Source organism: Serratia sp. OS31 (assembly GCF_014164835.1).
In the GTDB taxonomy this organism is placed as follows: domain Bacteria; phylum Pseudomonadota; class Gammaproteobacteria; order Enterobacterales; family Enterobacteriaceae; genus Serratia; species Serratia liquefaciens_A.
This window is the reverse complement of record NZ_JACJFQ010000026.1, coordinates 23,057-39,075: the sequence shown is the minus strand read 5'-3', so window position 1 is coordinate 39,075 and position 16,019 is coordinate 23,057. Positions and strand designations below refer to the sequence as shown.

Annotated in this window: 13 protein-coding genes; 3 read left to right on the top strand and 10 right to left on the bottom strand. The window is 52.7% G+C overall.

The annotated features are described in order from the left end of the window. Window positions 1-16: 16 nt before the first annotated feature. The 8 genes from H5P17_RS19405 to H5P17_RS19370 all read right to left on the bottom strand — a co-directional run bounded on the left by H5P17_RS19405 (window position 17) and on the right by H5P17_RS19370 (window position 8,211). A complete protein-coding gene (locus tag H5P17_RS19405) occupies window positions 17-1,447 on the bottom strand; it encodes a hypothetical protein (protein ID WP_182824682.1) in 1,431 nt (476 codons plus the stop codon). Then, complete coding sequence (locus H5P17_RS19400) at window positions 1,444-3,195, bottom strand: hypothetical protein (protein ID WP_182824680.1); 1,752 nt, start codon at window positions 3,193-3,195, stop codon at window positions 1,444-1,446. Before H5P17_RS19400 ends, H5P17_RS19405 begins: the two co-directional genes overlap by 4 nt. A gap of 4 nt (window positions 3,196-3,199) precedes the next feature. After that, window positions 3,200-4,789: a Hint domain-containing protein gene (locus tag H5P17_RS19395; RefSeq protein WP_182824678.1), complete on the bottom strand. Its 1,590-nt coding sequence runs from the start codon at window positions 4,787-4,789 to the stop codon at window positions 3,200-3,202. A gap of 77 nt (window positions 4,790-4,866) precedes the next feature. After that, window positions 4,867-5,391 carry a hypothetical protein gene (locus tag H5P17_RS19390; protein WP_182824676.1) on the bottom strand — a complete coding sequence of 175 codons (525 nt, stop codon included), beginning with the start codon at window positions 5,389-5,391 and terminating at the stop codon, window positions 4,867-4,869. 551 nt (window positions 5,392-5,942) lie between these two features. Next, a complete protein-coding gene (locus H5P17_RS19385) occupies window positions 5,943-6,137 on the bottom strand; it encodes a ribbon-helix-helix protein, CopG family (protein WP_012145111.1) in 195 nt (64 codons plus the stop codon). Between the two features lie 56 nt (window positions 6,138-6,193). Then, window positions 6,194-6,982, bottom strand: a complete 789-nt coding sequence (locus tag H5P17_RS19380; RefSeq protein ID WP_182824674.1) for a spermidine synthase — start codon at window positions 6,980-6,982, stop codon at window positions 6,194-6,196. Between the two features lie 37 nt (window positions 6,983-7,019). After that, window positions 7,020-7,475 (bottom strand): 3-hydroxyacyl-ACP dehydratase FabZ, encoded by a 456-nt coding sequence (fabZ, locus tag H5P17_RS19375; protein ID WP_020826847.1) that lies wholly within the window; start codon window positions 7,473-7,475, stop codon window positions 7,020-7,022. 241 nt (window positions 7,476-7,716) lie between these two features. Beyond that, window positions 7,717-8,211 (bottom strand): TIGR00645 family protein, encoded by a 495-nt coding sequence (locus H5P17_RS19370; RefSeq protein WP_044551034.1) that lies wholly within the window; start codon window positions 8,209-8,211, stop codon window positions 7,717-7,719. Between the two features lie 299 nt (window positions 8,212-8,510). Here H5P17_RS19370 and H5P17_RS19365 point away from each other — a divergent pair, with 299 nt between their 5' ends. The 3 genes from H5P17_RS19365 (at window position 8,511) to H5P17_RS19355 (ending at window position 13,564) form a co-directional block, all read left to right on the top strand. Next, entirely contained in the window at window positions 8,511-9,971 is a 1,461-nt protein-coding gene (locus H5P17_RS19365) for a serralysin family metalloprotease (RefSeq protein WP_304621582.1), read from the top strand. A 321-nt stretch (window positions 9,972-10,292) separates the two neighbouring features. Then, on the top strand, window positions 10,293-12,650 hold the full coding sequence (locus tag H5P17_RS19360) for a TonB-dependent receptor domain-containing protein (protein ID WP_182824670.1): 2,358 nt from the start codon (window positions 10,293-10,295) through the stop codon (window positions 12,648-12,650). Window positions 12,651-12,745: 95 nt separating this feature from the next. After that, the gene (locus H5P17_RS19355) at window positions 12,746-13,564 is read left to right on the top strand and encodes a hemin ABC transporter substrate-binding protein (protein WP_182824668.1); all 819 of its coding nucleotides are present in this window, start codon (window positions 12,746-12,748) and stop codon (window positions 13,562-13,564) included. Here H5P17_RS19355 and H5P17_RS19350 read toward each other — a convergent pair. Together H5P17_RS19350 and H5P17_RS19345 are read right to left on the bottom strand one after the other, a co-directional pair. Then, complete coding sequence (locus H5P17_RS19350) at window positions 13,561-13,854, bottom strand: SelT/SelW/SelH family protein (RefSeq protein ID WP_044551043.1); 294 nt, start codon at window positions 13,852-13,854, stop codon at window positions 13,561-13,563. The two genes, H5P17_RS19355 and H5P17_RS19350, sit on opposite strands and share 4 nt — an antisense overlap. A 71-nt stretch (window positions 13,855-13,925) precedes the next feature. Next, a complete protein-coding gene (locus tag H5P17_RS19345) occupies window positions 13,926-15,884 on the bottom strand; it encodes a sigma-54-dependent Fis family transcriptional regulator (protein WP_182824666.1) in 1,959 nt (652 codons plus the stop codon). Window positions 15,885-16,019: the final 135 nt, after the last annotated feature.

Genomic DNA, 16,019 nt, shown 5'->3' with positions numbered 1-16,019 from the left:
CCTCTTGTTTATGTGACTACTTGTATTGCAGTTTGATGGGGCTGGCGCTGGCCTGTTGCGGGCCAGAGTCGTAGGTTTTCGGGAAAATCGACGAGGTTTTTCCTTGCCAGCGGTACTCGATTCGGCCGTTCAGTCCGGCTGAATGAGCATTGATCCACCAGTTGGCCAACCAGGGCTGGGCAGGAAACGCAAAGCTGAAGTTCTGTTTTTTACCCTGGCCGGCAGGGGTGTAACTGGCACTGCCGGAAAGGGTTTTGAAATCAGCCTTCAGGTGTTCGGCTTCAAACAGCACGCTGTAAAAACCCAGGTCTTGCGGGGTGAGTGCGATAGCGTCTTGCCAGCCGAGCGATTTTTCATAACTGGAGTAGTCGGAAAAGGTCACTTTGAGGGTGATTTCGCTCACCGGGCTTGGCGTTTTTAACGTCACCGGCGGGAAGCTGGGCCACTGCATAGGCGTTTGTTCACCCGCATAGCGCAGTTCGATCGACATAATGTTGAAACCATTAGGGTTGAACCCCAGGCTGACCACGCACTGCCGTTGCTTGATCGGTTTATCCGGCCTGCTGGGTTCCGGCAGCGGCGTTGGCGTAAAGGTGATGACGCAGTCGGCGGGCAGTTGACCGAGCAGGGCGGCGATATCCTGCTGCTGCGCGAGCAAATAGCTTTGCGGTACGCTATTGCTGTATTTCACGTCATAGCTGAGCTGGTTGGGGATCTCATCTATGGAGTGGATATTTCGCAGCGTGTTGCTGACCAATTGCGATGCGGTTTTCACCAGCGCGTTTCTGACCAGTTCACGGGTCTGCTCCGACGGGGCATTGTCGAACTGCTCCAGCAGCATGACCACGCCGGCGTCGATCTGTTGGTTAAGCAGAATGGCAATGGCCTCTGGCTGGCGAGCCTGTTGGTTGAAGGCCAGGGTCAAAAAGGCCACCCAGTCCGTTTCCAGGCTGGCGGTGACGCGGCTGCTGACGGTGAACTTGCTGTGCGTCACCAGGTAAACCTGGTTTTTTGCCCCGCGAACGGCATTGTCCAACAACGCTGACTCGGCATGGGTCATTGGCATTTTTGACTGTTCAAACTCGACGTTATAACTGTCAGATTCAGGCTGGTGAGCAAAACGCAGAAACAGCGTCTGGCGAATATCGCCTTGTTCCAGACGGATCGGTTTCGGCGCAGGAATGAAATGCTGGCGGATGTAAGCCTCAATTGCCGCGGTATCGACCGGTATATTGGGGGCGATGAAGGTCGCCAGGCCGCCGCCGGGGCTGGTCAGCAAATGCAATGCGCTGACCTTGCCACCCGGAGTGTCCATTATCACCTGCGGTATGAAACTGCCGTAGGTGTAACACTCGGCGGGCAGGCTTTGGTCGTGGAAAGCAAAGGCCCTGCCAAGCAGGAAAAAATTCTGCAATGCTTGTTGCGGGTTCAACTCATCAGTGTTCATTTTTCACCTTTGACATCAATCGTTTGATCGCCGGTCACAATCTCGGACCATGGGCTATCGTCGGTTTTGTAACGAAATCCGGCTGCAAAAATAGAGGTAACGTTCCATCGATAATCGAAGCTGTTTTGCTGGTGGGTAAAGATGTGATCCGTCGTGCGGCTTTCGTTTTGCTGCTGGAATGTCACCTTGAAAGTGGGCAGGTTGTCCGGAAAATGGACGGTGATACGCGCCTGCTGCGCACCAAATTGCGGGAAGCTGTAAGCGCCGATAGTGGTGGCTTGAGTTATCGGCATGGGCAAAGCGACAACGCCGGTGTCGCCTAGCTGGTAGGCCGTCGCTTCTGCATAGGTTTCGTCGCCGAGAATAGGGCAACTGAAATAGGGGGCGGCCGCGGTTAATGCCAAATCCTGCAGCCAGCCGGCGGAATGATAAAGCCCGCTGATTCGGCTTTGCCGGGCAAACCCCGGATCAAGGCTGATGGTCAGAAATTGGCAGGGCAGTGCGGCGTAATCCAGTACCAGCGCAGGCTTGGCGCAGGAGCGCAGTTCGCTACTCAGCTTGCGCCAACTGCCATCCTGTGAATAGTTGACCCGAATTTGGTAGAAGAAAGGCACCACTTCCAGCGCACTGGTTTTGAAGCGGAAAATCAATCTGCTTTGATCTGGCGTCAGTATCTTCGTTTGCGTCTGCTCCACCGGGTAAATATCGCCACCCGGCAGGGTTAGCTGAATATCGACAAACACGCTGCTTTTCAACCCAAGCGGATAGGCGTAAAAGACGTCGATCTCCCGCTCACCCGAGGGCAATGGTGGGGCCGTAGAACGGTGAATAATGGCATCGGGAGTGGCTTTGACGATTTGCTGCGCAGCGGCAAAGGGATCCAGTATGAAGCACAGAGGGCGTCGACTCAGCACCAGCGAATCGAGTTTGAAAATCACCCGGCCGCCTTGATCAGGCACCGTCAGGGCAATCATTGCCGTGTTGCTGGAGGCCGGACCGGCGTAGGGGGAACCCAGCAAATTGTAAAGCCGATCAAGCAACGCCTGACTGAAAAGCAGGTTTTGTTCAGGATCCTTTGTCGGCAAAGGCGGGCTGATTTGCAGCGGTAACAAAGCAATATTCTGATAGATATATTGCGTCAACAGGCCGTAATCAAAGGCCACCCGACTGTCGTCGAGAGTTTGTGAACTTTTGACCCCGTTGGCTAAATCAAGCATCAACGCCCTGGGATCAAATTCGACGGAATAGGCCAGACGGGGCGAGACGCCCTCAACAAACCCGTCCATACGGGCATTAAAACCGAGTGTTTCATCCCGCAGGGTTTTCTCAATCAGCTCGGTGCTGGCCGAATTGAGCAAAATAATAAATTGAGTGCACTGCGCCGAATACCAGGTGGGGTCATAGTTTTGCCCGCTGAGGGCGCTGTGATACTCAATAGGGACGTCAAACCCCAGGCTGCCGGGCAACACGGGCAGCACCTTAATGGCTTTATCCGGGTGCTGTTGTTTGAACTCCGCCAGGCTTTGCTCGCCGGCATACTGCAGTTCGGCAGTGAAATTCAACCAGCCGTAGACGCTGTCGGTACTGGGACTGCGGACAATATCCAAAGAGAACGCCAGCGGGTCTGCCACCAGAATGCTGACGGATTCGGGGTATAAAAAATAGGCGTCGTTTTGCCGATAAGCGGCAATAAACCTTTGCCTGTCGGTGACGATAATCTGCTGAAAGTCCGGGTATCCCTCATACATGAGATTATTTCCCCACTTTATCGAGATGATTTTGATAATCCTGATGCCATTCTTTCGGCAATTTGCTCAGCACGTTAGCGGGGCGCTGATGATATTCATCCTCATAGATCCTTTGCATCTGAATATCACCCACCAGTATGCTGTTGGCATACAGGCAGTTATCGGTGTAGTGCTCGTCGTGGGAGGAGAGTTGCAGGTTGTAGACTTTCAGATCGCCCTGCTGTTGAACAATGCTAATGATTTCGCTTTCGCCATCCAGGGTAATTAATTTACTGGATGAGGTTAATTCCCGAGCTATGACCACGCCTGACGGCGTGATGAAAGGGTGGCCCAAACTGGTGGTGATATTACTTGTCTTACCCGTGCTATTGCGCACGCTAATCTTGAGATAATGATGCTCCTGGCCGCTGGTGACCGCCTCAATGCGCAGCGGTTTATTATTTTTCGACAACACAGCTTCACCGATATCTATGGCGGAAATCAGTTTTTCACTGCCATCCTGCATTAGTATTCTGCTATCACCCGCCAGGCACCCGTACACGATACGCATCGGTTTTAATTGTACGGTATTTAAAAAGCGTTGGTCCGGTTCGATTTCTTTCGGAGCATTGGTAATAAACGCAACTATGCTTTTCCCCTCAACGTTAAGAATGACCTTGAAAACATAATAGATCCATTCGCCCGAATCAAAATTGACCTGATTAAACCTCAGCCAGTCCAGGTCCCAGGAAATATTGTTGCCATTGATTCGGGTGTTAGGGGAGTTGAAAATATTATAGTTGCCAAAAGGAGTGACGGGATCGCCACCCGCCCGCGTACGAATCAGATAAATAGTATTGCTGGCTTTAACCGGCTGACCACCGCTAAGTTCAATTTGACCCAGATAGGTGATATTTCCTTTAATGGGCACTCTGACCGAGCCGTCATAGGTATTACGGTAGTCGCAGTCGGGTTCATCACGGGTTAAACAAATCTTTATTTCATTCGGGTTGATAATACTTCGAGGCGACTCATTGTAAATATCCTTGGGGTAACTCTGCGTGGTGATAATTTCTGCGCCGTATATCGTCTCTCTGTCAATCGTCTGGGCAAAGGTATAAATCACCGTGACCGGATAATCGGTAGCGATCTGGCTGCCAGGATAAACCCCATTGGCGCTGAGGGTACAGTCTGCGGCATAGACATAAGCCTGGTTGTAGTTCACCGTGCCGACATTAACCGCTTCGCCGTCAAACAGTCCCAGGGTTTGCGTCACGTTGGCGGCGGATACCGGCAGGGAGCCAATGGCGTCAGCACGGTAATTGCTGCCGTCGGTAGAATCCAGCCGTACAATGCTGTAGACCGGTTGAGCCGACCCGTTACTGGCCTCGCTCAACCGGCCACCGCTGCATTTTAGCTGTTTTGTTTCTTGCCAGCATTGGGTGAACTGCGGGGAGTAGCCTGAGGTGAGGCCGGCAAGTTTGAGTTGAATGTCATAAAAACTGACCAACAAGGGGTCGTCGGGCTCAATAATAAACAGTCCGGTGTTGCTATATTTGCCGATGACATTTTTGACAATACTCTTTTCATCTGACGTATAACCTTGTGTGATCATAATATCAGCACCCAATAGTATTTAGAGGTAAACGCAGGGAATAACCTATGAGATTAAAAAGAATTTTAGCTTTGCGTTTATTTACAGGTTTCTTTGCAGTAAGAATAAATAGCGCTCAGACTGTCGGAGCCCAGATATTGTTCAAATTCACTGTCGGTAGGGTCGATATCAGGATCCAGCGTCATGCCATACAGCTCTTGAGCAAACATCGCTTTGGTCGCTGAAGGCTTACTTTTAAAGTAAGTCTTTAACTTTCCTTTGCTGACTTTTCGTATCCAGGCAAATTCGCCCCCCAGAGCAACTTTGCCGGTGAAGATGAAGTCTTTACTGGTATAAAAACTGATGTCGTTAGGGTAAACCTGATAACGAACAACCTGTTGGACTTCAATATTATGCAAAGTCTCTTCCCAGGTTTCTCGTTTAATGACGTTTAACGCGAAATACTTACCGTCAACCGGGCCGTCTTTTGCATCTGCGGTACCCCCAAATAACATAGGGCAGCCTCTGGCGAAGCCGGTGTTTTTTAAAGCTAAAAGAATAAAATCATTATTTCCAACGGCCGCAGGGTTACTGTCGAGAATGACGTATTTTTTAATGGGCATAGTCAGGTCCTTATACATTTTTCAGTATAAAAATAAGGTTTATTGGTCGGTTCGGGAGCGATGAATGACTCATCATCAACAATAGCAATGGCGACTAAAAAATCAACCAACACATAAAAATAAATGAAGTGTTTTAAAGTGTTTTGACAGATAGTCAAATAAATCACTGCGTTAACCGGGGCAGGAAAAAAACGTTTAAACAATCAAATAAAGAGGAGGTTGTTGTTAATTTTTTCGTTAATAAATTCTTTACTCTTATTAAATCAATGCATTGTATTCCCATTGCGTCAATATGATTTTCTTGTTATTTAAATAATGATGAACCGTTAGCTTTGAAATTAGTTCTTTGTTAGGATTTTCTTTAATCATAATGGTTGTGAATACTTAAACAAACCGTTGAGAGTGGTGAGAAAATCCACGCATTGTTCATTAATTCAGTGTGGCGTTAATGCTAAAGCTTCCGCCGGATTAGGGCGGAAAGCGTCAGAAGCCGAACGAAGGGCTAACGTGATCCGGTTCCGCCAGATGGCATTGTTGTGCGCCATCTGGCGTCAGGCGTTGTCCACCCGAGGATTGGAGTGGGTAGGCTGGCTGGGATACTCCACCTGGTGCTTGTGCAGATAGTCACGTATCAACTGACGGATCACCTGAGAGGGGGTCACGTCCTGTTGCAGACAGAGTTCTTCCAGGGCTTTTTTCTTGTCTGGGTCGATAAGGACGGTCAGACGCGCCGTTTTCTTTTCCATGGTGGTTGCTCCAGAGGATGATAATCAAATGATCATAGCAGGGCGGCAATACCGCCTCAGCTAAAGTGCAGCCGTTCAATTTTGCGCGACAGGTAGCGAAGATCGCAGCTAAAGCTTGGTCCTACCTCTGCGGAAAGGCGGCGCAGCAGGCTGAGCGGCGTTTCGGTACTGGCAAGCGCAGCGTAGATAATCACGTTGCCGCTGGGTGCCACGCAGTACAGAACCGTGTTAAACACCCGGTGTAAGCTGTGATACAGCAGCGAGCCCTCATCCGGCACTTCATGGTAGTTCAGCACTAACCAGCCCGGATCCGAAAGCCGGTCGGCGCACTGTGCCAAAAAGGCCTGCGTGCCCTGTTGCGGATCCATGGTAAAGGCGCTGTAGAGGTCGGAAAAAATCAGGTCATAACGCTGCTCTGCGGGGGCCCGCAAGAAATCTGCGGCATCGGCGATATGCATAGTGATGTTTTGCTCGGCAGGCAAAGTGAAGTATCGGCGGGCGACGGACACCACCGCCTGGCGCAATTCCACCACTTCCAGCAGCATATTGGGATCATAGGCGTGCAGCGCCCGCACCAGGCCACCGCCGCCCAGCCCCAGGATCAGTGCAGAGGCGGGGGGCTGCCAGGCGACTGCCATCAGCATGGTTTTGATGTAGTTATGAACCGGCACCTGCGGCGCGCTGATGCACATTTTGCTCTGTTCGCAAATGCCGTCAAAACGCAGGGTGCGGTAACCCTTGTGATCGGAGACGATAATTTCGCCGCAGTGATCCAACTCCCGTGCAATGACCTGACCGCGAGGGGAGAAATCCAGGCTATTTAGCAGCTTATCAACCAAAGACATAGTAATTTCTTCAAGCCTCCATCCTAAAAAGGCAGCCTTACTTACGGGCGCACATAAATTCTGCGGTACAGATCCTGCGGCCATTGACCGACGCACGGCCAGAAAATCGGGCAATGCCGGAGCGCTGTCGGACAAACGTCACTTCCATACAGAGTTGGTCACCGGGCCGTGCCGAACGATAGAAACGGGCACGGTGGATGGCCGCAAAATAGTAATGCTCGCCTGGCAGCAACGGGCTGAGAAAATAATGCGCCAACAGGCCAGTGGTCTGCGCCAGCGCTTCCACCATCAATACGCCGGGAAACACCGTCATCTGATGATGGCCGGTCCAGAATGTCGGTTCGTTGGCGGTGATATTTTTGATGGCGCTAAGGCGGCCTTCGGCAATGCAAGTGCCGGCAGGCAGGATGCGGTCAACCAGCAGACAGGGAAAACGGTGTGGCAGGATAGATTGAACATCCTGGTACTGCAGGGGATTACCATTTAGCGGCATGTGTGTTTCGGATCCTGTCAGCGGGACAAAGCTCAGCTTGCGTGGGCCTCTGTGCCGGTCGAAGTGTAATAACATTATAATGTTATTATCATCAGATGCACCAAATGAAAGCCGCCTGGGTTGAAAAACAGCGAATAACGTCAGCCGATTCAAACGCCAGTAAGCACAACTCGTTGAAGAAATTGCGTGTTTTGAGGGGGAGAGGGCTAACCGCCAGCAGGAGACTGGCGGCCAAGGGGGATCAGTTTTTGTAGCGCGTCAGCTTATCGAGGTAACCCATCACAAAAGCCGAAAGAACAAAGGTCAGGTGGATGATCACATACCACATCAGTTTGTTGTCCGGCACGTTTTTGGCGTCCATAAACACCCGCAGCAGGTGAATGGAGGAAATGGCGACAATTGACGCGGCAACCTTGTTTTTTAATGAGGTGGCATCCATCTTGCCCAGCCAGCTCAGTTTCTCTTTGTTTTCGCTGATATCCAGCTGCGAAACAAAATTTTCATAGCCCGAGAACATCACCATCACCAGCAGGCCGCCCACCAGCGCCATATCGACCAGCGAGAGCAGCGTCAGAACCAGATCCGCTTCGGCTATGGAGAAAATGTTCGGCAGAACATGCAGTATCTCCTGGAAAAATTTAATCGACAGCGCCAGCAAGGCCAGGGACAGGCCGAAGTAAACCGGAGCAAGTAGCCAACGGGAGGCGTACATGGCATTTTCTAGAAAGCGTTCCATAGTCATCTGAGTTCGTTACAAAAAGTGGGGTACAGTATAACGCAAGAGGCCCGCCAAAAAGCAAGAGAGCCCGTGAGGATTGAAAGGGGACTTCGCAGAGCCATGTGAAAGAAATATGCCCCTTTAATGACTGCGTGTTTTTAAGCTATTTACTCCACGAAAAAATATTTTATCAATATATATTGAGCTATTTGAAAATCAGACTAGCCTTTAAATGCTGCATAGTGATATTGCAGTGGTTTTTTATATCGCGAGCGAATTATATATAACGGAAATGAATTAACCTAATGGAGATGGATATGGATAATTCCCTAAATGGAAAAACCAACGGTTGGGATAGTGTTAATGATTTGCTGAATTACCATAATAGAGGCAATGGTTTAACCATCAATAATAAGCCTTCTTTTGATATAGAAGCGGCAGGCGAGCAAATAGCGCGTAGTGAACAAACCTGGAATGGTACTCACGTCATCGGCCAAGGTGCCACGGTCACTTACTCCTTCCCGGATTGGGATTATAATAAGAGCAATTTAAATGGTCGCTTTGAAAGCCAGGATACCGGGCTTAGCGCCTTTACTGCCGCTCAAAAAGCACAGGCCAAGCTTTCCCTGCAGTCTTGGGCCGATGTGGCCAACCTTAATTTCGTCGAAGTAGCCCCGGGGCAGAAGTCCAACATTACCTTCGGCAATTATGAAGGCGACGGCCAGGCTTATGCGATTAAACCTTTTACCGGCGCAGGTAAAGATTATCGCGGGCACAATACCGACGGTCAAAGCTGGTTCAATATCAATTACGATTATGCAGATCCTCGTGACGGGGTTTATGCCAATTTGCACCCTGAACTGGGCAACTATGGCCGCCTGAGTATCACCCATGAATTGGGGCACACTTTGGGGTTGGATCACCCTGGGGTTTATAATGCCGGACAAAGCCCGAGCTACGCCAAGGCTACCTACGCCGAAGACACTCGCATGTTCAGCCTGATGAGCTATTGGGATGAATCTGTCACCGGCGGCGATCACGGCGGTTATTATGCCGCGGCTCCGCTGGTCGATGATATTGCTGCCATTCAGTATTTATATGGCGCCAATACCACCACGCGCACCGGTGACACGGTATATGGATTCAACTCTAATTCCGGCAGAGACTTCTACACCGCGACGGACAGCAGCCAGAAACTGATTTTCTCCGTCTGGGATGCGGGCGGTAACGACACCCTTGATTTTTCAGGGTATACGCAAGACCAACGCATTAATCTGACCGAAGGCTCTTTCTCTGACGTTGGCGGGTTGACGGGCAACATTTCCATCGCCGTAGGCGCCGTCATCGAAAACGCCATTGGCGGTTCGGGGAATGACGTCATTGTCGGCAACGACGCCGCCAATATTCTTCAGGGTGGCGCGGGGAACGACGTTATTTACGGTGGCGGCGGCCAGGATCAGTTATCCGGTGGCAGCGGCAGTGATATTTTTGTTTTCTCCGCCGTGAGCGATTCACCGTTCAAAGCACCGGATAAGATCCTCGACTTTGAAACCGGTATCGACAAGATTGACCTGTCTTTCTTTAATCAGGGCGAGAATGACGCAGGCTTTATTCATTTCGTTGACAGTTTCAGCGGTCAGGCTGGCGAGGCAACCCTGACTTACCATGCACAAAATGATTTTAGTGAATTGGCGTTGAATATAAGTGGCCATGCGACACCTGACTTCCTGGTGAATATCGTAGGCCAGGCAAATACCGCCACTGATTTTATTGTTTAATTCTGTCACGGTGGGCTATGCCCACCGCTCTATTACGGTTTTTATTCCCCCACGCTCCACAATGCCTCTGCGCCATGTCGGCTGCCGACGCCGCTTTGTAAGGATTTCGTAAGCGGTTTGGAAATATCTCATCAATGTATTTAATAAGGTTATAACGACGTTGCTTATGGTATGCATTGTCATTATTATCAATTTACTGAGTCTGCGAAGAAAGACCTTTATTTTACCATTATTAATTTCTCTTAATCTCTTTTGACTCGGTTAAACCCGAGTGGCGAAGCAACTGCGAGCGAATACTAATAATTAATGCAGGGCTAACACATGTGCAGAACTTTTAATTGCCGGGGAATTATCGGGCATTCGGCCTTATGGGGCGCGTTAATCGCCAGCGCCTTTAACGCCAATGCCGAAGTTAAGAAAAACTCATTAGAAAAGACCACGCAAAGTGAAGAGGAAATAACGGTGGTGGCGCCGGTTATTGAAAACAAATCCGGAACAATCACCACAATTACCGCGCAGGACATGCAGAAAAAAGGGGGCAATGATTTCGGTTCGATTATGCGTTACGAGCCCTTGATCAGTGCCACCGGCGTCAGCGGGGGCTCATCATCGGGGAAAAGCGGTTTCGATCGCAGTGGGTATACCGGCTATAACATCCGTGGCCTGGAGAGCAATCGCGTCGGATTGGACGTCGACGGCATTCCACAGCCTGATGCCACTGGCCGCAGCTACGTCAGCCGCGCCGGGCTCAATACCTTTGGAATCGGCAGGGACTATATCGACCCTTACATGTACGGCCAGGTGGAGATCGAATCGGGCGCAACCTCGATAGAACGCAGTAATACCTCCATTGGCGGCGCCGTTTCGTTTTTACCGAAATCAGCCGATCAGTACCTGTCCCCCACCAAACAGACCTACTTTGGTTACCAGAGCGATTACGATTCGTCTAATCGCAGCTGGCACAATGGCATTACCGCCGCTGCGGGCGATGAACAACTGCGCGGGGTGTTTGTTTACAGTCGCCGTGACGGCCAGGAAACGCGCAATAACAGCGGCACCCACCAGGCCTATCCGGCTAACTGGCACACCAATGCGCTGATGGCCTCCGGTATCTGGCAACCGAACGACGAGCACAAACTCACCGGCACGGTGGATTATTATGACAAAACCAACCATACCCATTACGACAGTTGGAACTCGGCCGGCAGTGCCATTCTGGGGACCGCCCAACAGCAAAGCAATACGCGCCGTTGGGGAGTGAGCCTGAAAGATGAATGGACGCCGTACAACGATTTTGTCGATACCCTGACCTCAAAAGTCTATTACCAACAGACTCAGGCGCATGACAACACCTATATGCCCACCAGCACTGGCAGCATGGAGCGGGTGTACTCCGACTACAACGTTAACACCTATGGTTTTGAAAGCCAGATAGCCAAAACATGGGGACGGCATACGCTGAGCGGGGGACTCAATGCAAGATTGACCGATACCGAGCGACCGTTCCGTGAAGAGCCAGCACCCAGTGCATTTACCGCCATCATGCAGCCGGAATCCGACAGTCGCAGCTATGTGCTGGGCGGTTTTGTGCAGGACAGGATCCAGTTCGATCTCGACGGGCACGGCTTTGCCGTGGTGCCGGGCGTACGCGTGGCTCACCAAAGCACCAAGCCGCAGAACCTGAGCAGCCTGACGACCGGCAGCACGGTGCTGACGGAGTCCGAGTTGGAAACGCTGTACGGCAAAAGCAACACCGATACCCAGGTCCTGCCGTCACTCAGCTTCCAGTACAATCTGACGCCGACGCTGATGACTTATCTCCAGTACAAACGCGGTGCGCAGTTCCCTAACGCCAGCCAACTTTATGGCTCATGGAACCTCGGCTCCAGCTACGCAGGCACCGCACAGTATGCGTTGATCGGCAACGCCGATCTGAATACCGAGACCAGCAATAACCTGGAATGGGGCGTGAAAGGAGATGTTGTCGAAGGCGTGACCCTGCGCACCTCGCTGTTCTACAACACCTATAAAAACTTCATTGCTTATACCCGCTACCAGCGTGCCAGCAGTCCGGACAAGTTTGCTAACGTGCCGTCCAATATCTACACCATCTATCAGGCAGAAAACCGCGACAAGGCCTATATCTACGGTGGTGAAATCAGCACCCGGCTGAATTTTGGCACCTGGTTTGAGCAGGTTAATGGCCTGAGCGCCAACTTTGCCCTGGGGTATAACCAGGGCAAGTCCAAGTCCAGTTACTCCGGCGATAAATATGTCGATATCGACAGCGTCGCGCCAATGAAGGCCATTGTCGGCGTGGCGTGGGACGATCCGGCAAAACGCTACGGCGCGGCGGTGACGGCGACCTTCGTTAAAGGCAAGCAGGCAACGGCCACCAACCGTGAAAGCTACAACAACGCCAGTGGCAGTACGCTCACCGACGCGACCACGGAGTATTTGCGCGTGCCGGGTTATGGCCTGGTGGATATGTCCGCCTACTGGCAGGTGACCCGTAATGTGAAGCTGAGCGGCGGTGTGTATAACATCACCGACAGAAAATACCGTGACTACCTGAGCAGCCGCGAACTCACGGACTCGACCCAACAGGATGCTTACGACAATGCGTTGGCCGTTATGCCGGGAAGAACTTTCCAGTTAGGCGTAAACGTGGATTTCTAAGCCCATCCTGCGGATGAACCCTTAACGTTCCTTATGCCGCCTTTCGTCAGCGAAGGGCGGCTATGTCATTCATCCCCCGTTGAAGGAGACACCCAATGAAACTGTGGATTATCGGCTTGCTGGCGCTGCCGTTTTCGGCCTTCGCCAACGAACGCGTGATTTCGATTGGCGGAGATATCACGGAGATTGTTTATGCGCTTGGCGCCCAGCAAAGCTTGGTCGCACGCGACAGCACCAGTCTGCAACCGCCGCAGGCCACGGAGCTGCCTAATGTCGGTTATATGCGGCTGCTCAACGCCGAAGGGATCCTGGCGATGAAACCCACGCTGGTGATCGCCAGCATGCTGTCGCAACCCTCGTTGGCATTGCAGCAGGTTGAGCAGGCCGGGGTAAAAGTCGTCACCGTGACAGGCAAACCCGAGCTGAGCGCGATCGACGAAAAAATAGCCGTGATCGCCGCCACCCTGGGCCGCGAAAAAGAGGGGAAAGCCCTGCAGGCAGAGTTGGATCGCCAGCTCACCGCGGTGCCGACGAACCCTTTGCCGGTCAAGGTGCTGTTTATCATGGCTCACACTGGGATCACGGCCATGGGTGCAGGCAGCGGCACCGCCGCCGATGGAGCCATTCGCAGCGCCGGGCTGCAAAATGCCATGGGCGGCGTAGCACGTTATCAATCGTTAACCCAGGAGGGCCTGGTGGCTGCTGCGCCGCAGTTGTTGGTGGTAGGCAAAGGCAGTCTGCAACGAATGGGCGGAGAAGCGAACATCTGGGCGCTGCCCGGATTGGCTTTTACCCCGGCGGGTCAACAAAGACGTCTGTTGGTGATTGATGATAATGCACTGCTGAGTTTTGGCCTGGCCATGCCGGCGGCCATTGGCCAACTGCGGCAGGCGGCTCAAGCCGTAACTCATTAATCTTTCTTACCTTTATTGTCTAGGTGCCCTAATGAGCGCTCGGGGAAACAATGGTCGCGCAAGCGCTGTTTCAATGCCGCCGCATCCGGAAAGCCGCCCTCGATTTTACGATCCCAAAGTACCACGCCATCGACGGTGATTTCATAAATGCCGCCGGTACCGGGCACCAGCGTGACGGCGGCTAAATCGGTGCTGAAGGTATGGAGCAACTCTTGCGCCATCCACGCCGCACGCAGCAGCCAGTTGCACTGCGAACAATAGTGAATAGTAACAACAGGGGATGTTTTCATTGGCAGAACCTGAGCGGCGAGCGAGAGCCTGCATCATCGAACGCCGCCGCAATGCTGTCAAGCCGACATACTCAGGGACGCAGCGAGGTCAAATCAATCTGCCACTTGTTGATTTTATTGTACAAGGTGGTGCGCGAAAGCCCGAGCAGACGAGCCGCCTGTCGCAGATTACCGTTACTGGACTCAATGATCTGAATGATATGGGCGCGTTCATTGTCCTCCAGACGGCTTGAGGGGATGGCTTGCTGTTCTGGTAAAGCGTGGGCGATCTCCCTGGGCAGATCATCCACGTCGATCAGCAACCCTTCGCACAGGTTCACCATCCGCTCCACCAGGTTTTCCAATTCACGCACGTTGCCGGGCCAGTGCCAGGCGTTAAGGCACACCATGGCCTGCGGCGAGACCTGCGGCGGGATCTTTTTCATCCGCGTACTCAGTTTGTGAATAAAGCCGTTGACCAGTCCGGCGATATCTTCCCGACGTTCACGCAGGGGCGGAACGGGGAGAGAAAGGACGTTCAGGCGGTAATAAAGGTCGCGACGAAACGCACCGTTCTCCACGGCCTGCAGCAAATCGCAGTGGGTAGCGGCAATAATTCGCACATTCACTTTGACCGGATGTGCCGCACCAATCCGCAACACTTCGCCTTCCTGCAATACCCGCAGCAGGCTGGTTTGCGCATCCAACGGCATTTCACCGATTTCGTCGAGTAGCAGCGTGCCGCCGTCCGCCAGTTCGAATTTGCCTGCCGAACCGCCGCGCCGCGATCCGGTAAAGGCGCCATCGACGTAGCCAAACAGTTCGCTTTGCACCAGATCGCGCGGCAGGGCGCCGCAGTTGACCGCGACAAAGGGTTCGTTGCAGCGCTCACCGCCGTTGTGGATTGCCTGAGCGAACAGCTCCTTGCCGGTGCCGCTTTCCCCCGTCAGCAAGACCGTGCTGTCACTGCGGCTGCAGGTGCGCGCCTGTACGATCGCCTCCCGCATGCGGCTGGAATGGCCGAAGATCATCTCGAAGGTGTAGCTGGCGCTCACGCCCATGACTCGTCGGGTGATGGCGCGGATGCGCTGATTTTCACGCAGGGAGAGCACCCGACCATTATCCGGCGCAGGCATCAGCGAAATCACGCAGCAGAGGGCCGGCTTGCCGACGGGCATAAAGACCATTTCACGATCGTTGCAAAACGGCATGGTTAACAACGATCCGGATTGGGGACGCAACAGCTCATCAATCGGCGTATCGCCGGGTTCCAACCCGCCAAATATTTGGCGAGCATAGCGGTTGACCGTTTTCAGCCGGCCGTGGCCATCGCAGACCATCACGCCTTCATTCAGGGTTTCCAAAATGGACTGTTGCTCGGCCAACAGCCGGTGCAGCTTGAGCTGCTGGCCGATGGCTTCCGCAGCTGCCTGCACGGTACCCAGAGTGTGGGCATTGAAATTGTCCGGCGTGGCGGTGAGCGTCAGCACGCCAATCATGACGCCTTCGGCGTTGCGCACCGGCGCGGCGGCGCATTGACGATGTCGTTGTCGCAGGCCCATCTTCCAGTTTTCACCGCTGAGCACATACACCAGCCGCTGTTCCAGCAGGCAGCGTGCGGTGCAGTTGGTGCCCTGAACCTCTTCACGCAAGATGCTGCCGATCGGCGTCATGTCCGCGCCACAGTAGTGAAGGGTGACGCCATGGGCATCGGTCAGGTTGATGTGACCGTCGGGATTATAGGCCAGCAGGTTTTCCATGATGCTGTGCGCCACGGCAATCAGCTCGGCATTGTGCGCCAGGATCGCCAGCAGTTGGTCAGCCGGCGGGGCGTGATAGACAAATTCATCCGGGTCGATGCCGTATTCCCGCGAGCGCCGCCAGGATTGCAGAATCGACTTGCGTATCCAACCAGGCTGTCCGCCTTCATTAAACGCCTGCCATCCTTGCCAAAACAGGCTGTCCCATTCACCGGATTCCGCCCCTTCAGGCAGGCTGAAGATCGGATCGCTCTCGTCTTTGATCGGCATCAGGCCGGCGGCTGTTTGCATAGCGTTCTCCGCTGCTTGGAATATAATGTTCATTTTATTGGCATGTGAAATTGACATGTCAATTTAGTTGTCACTTTGTTATGCCCATCTGTGCAACGTCTCACAAATTCCGCGTGTTTTGAGCTGGCATCCCCT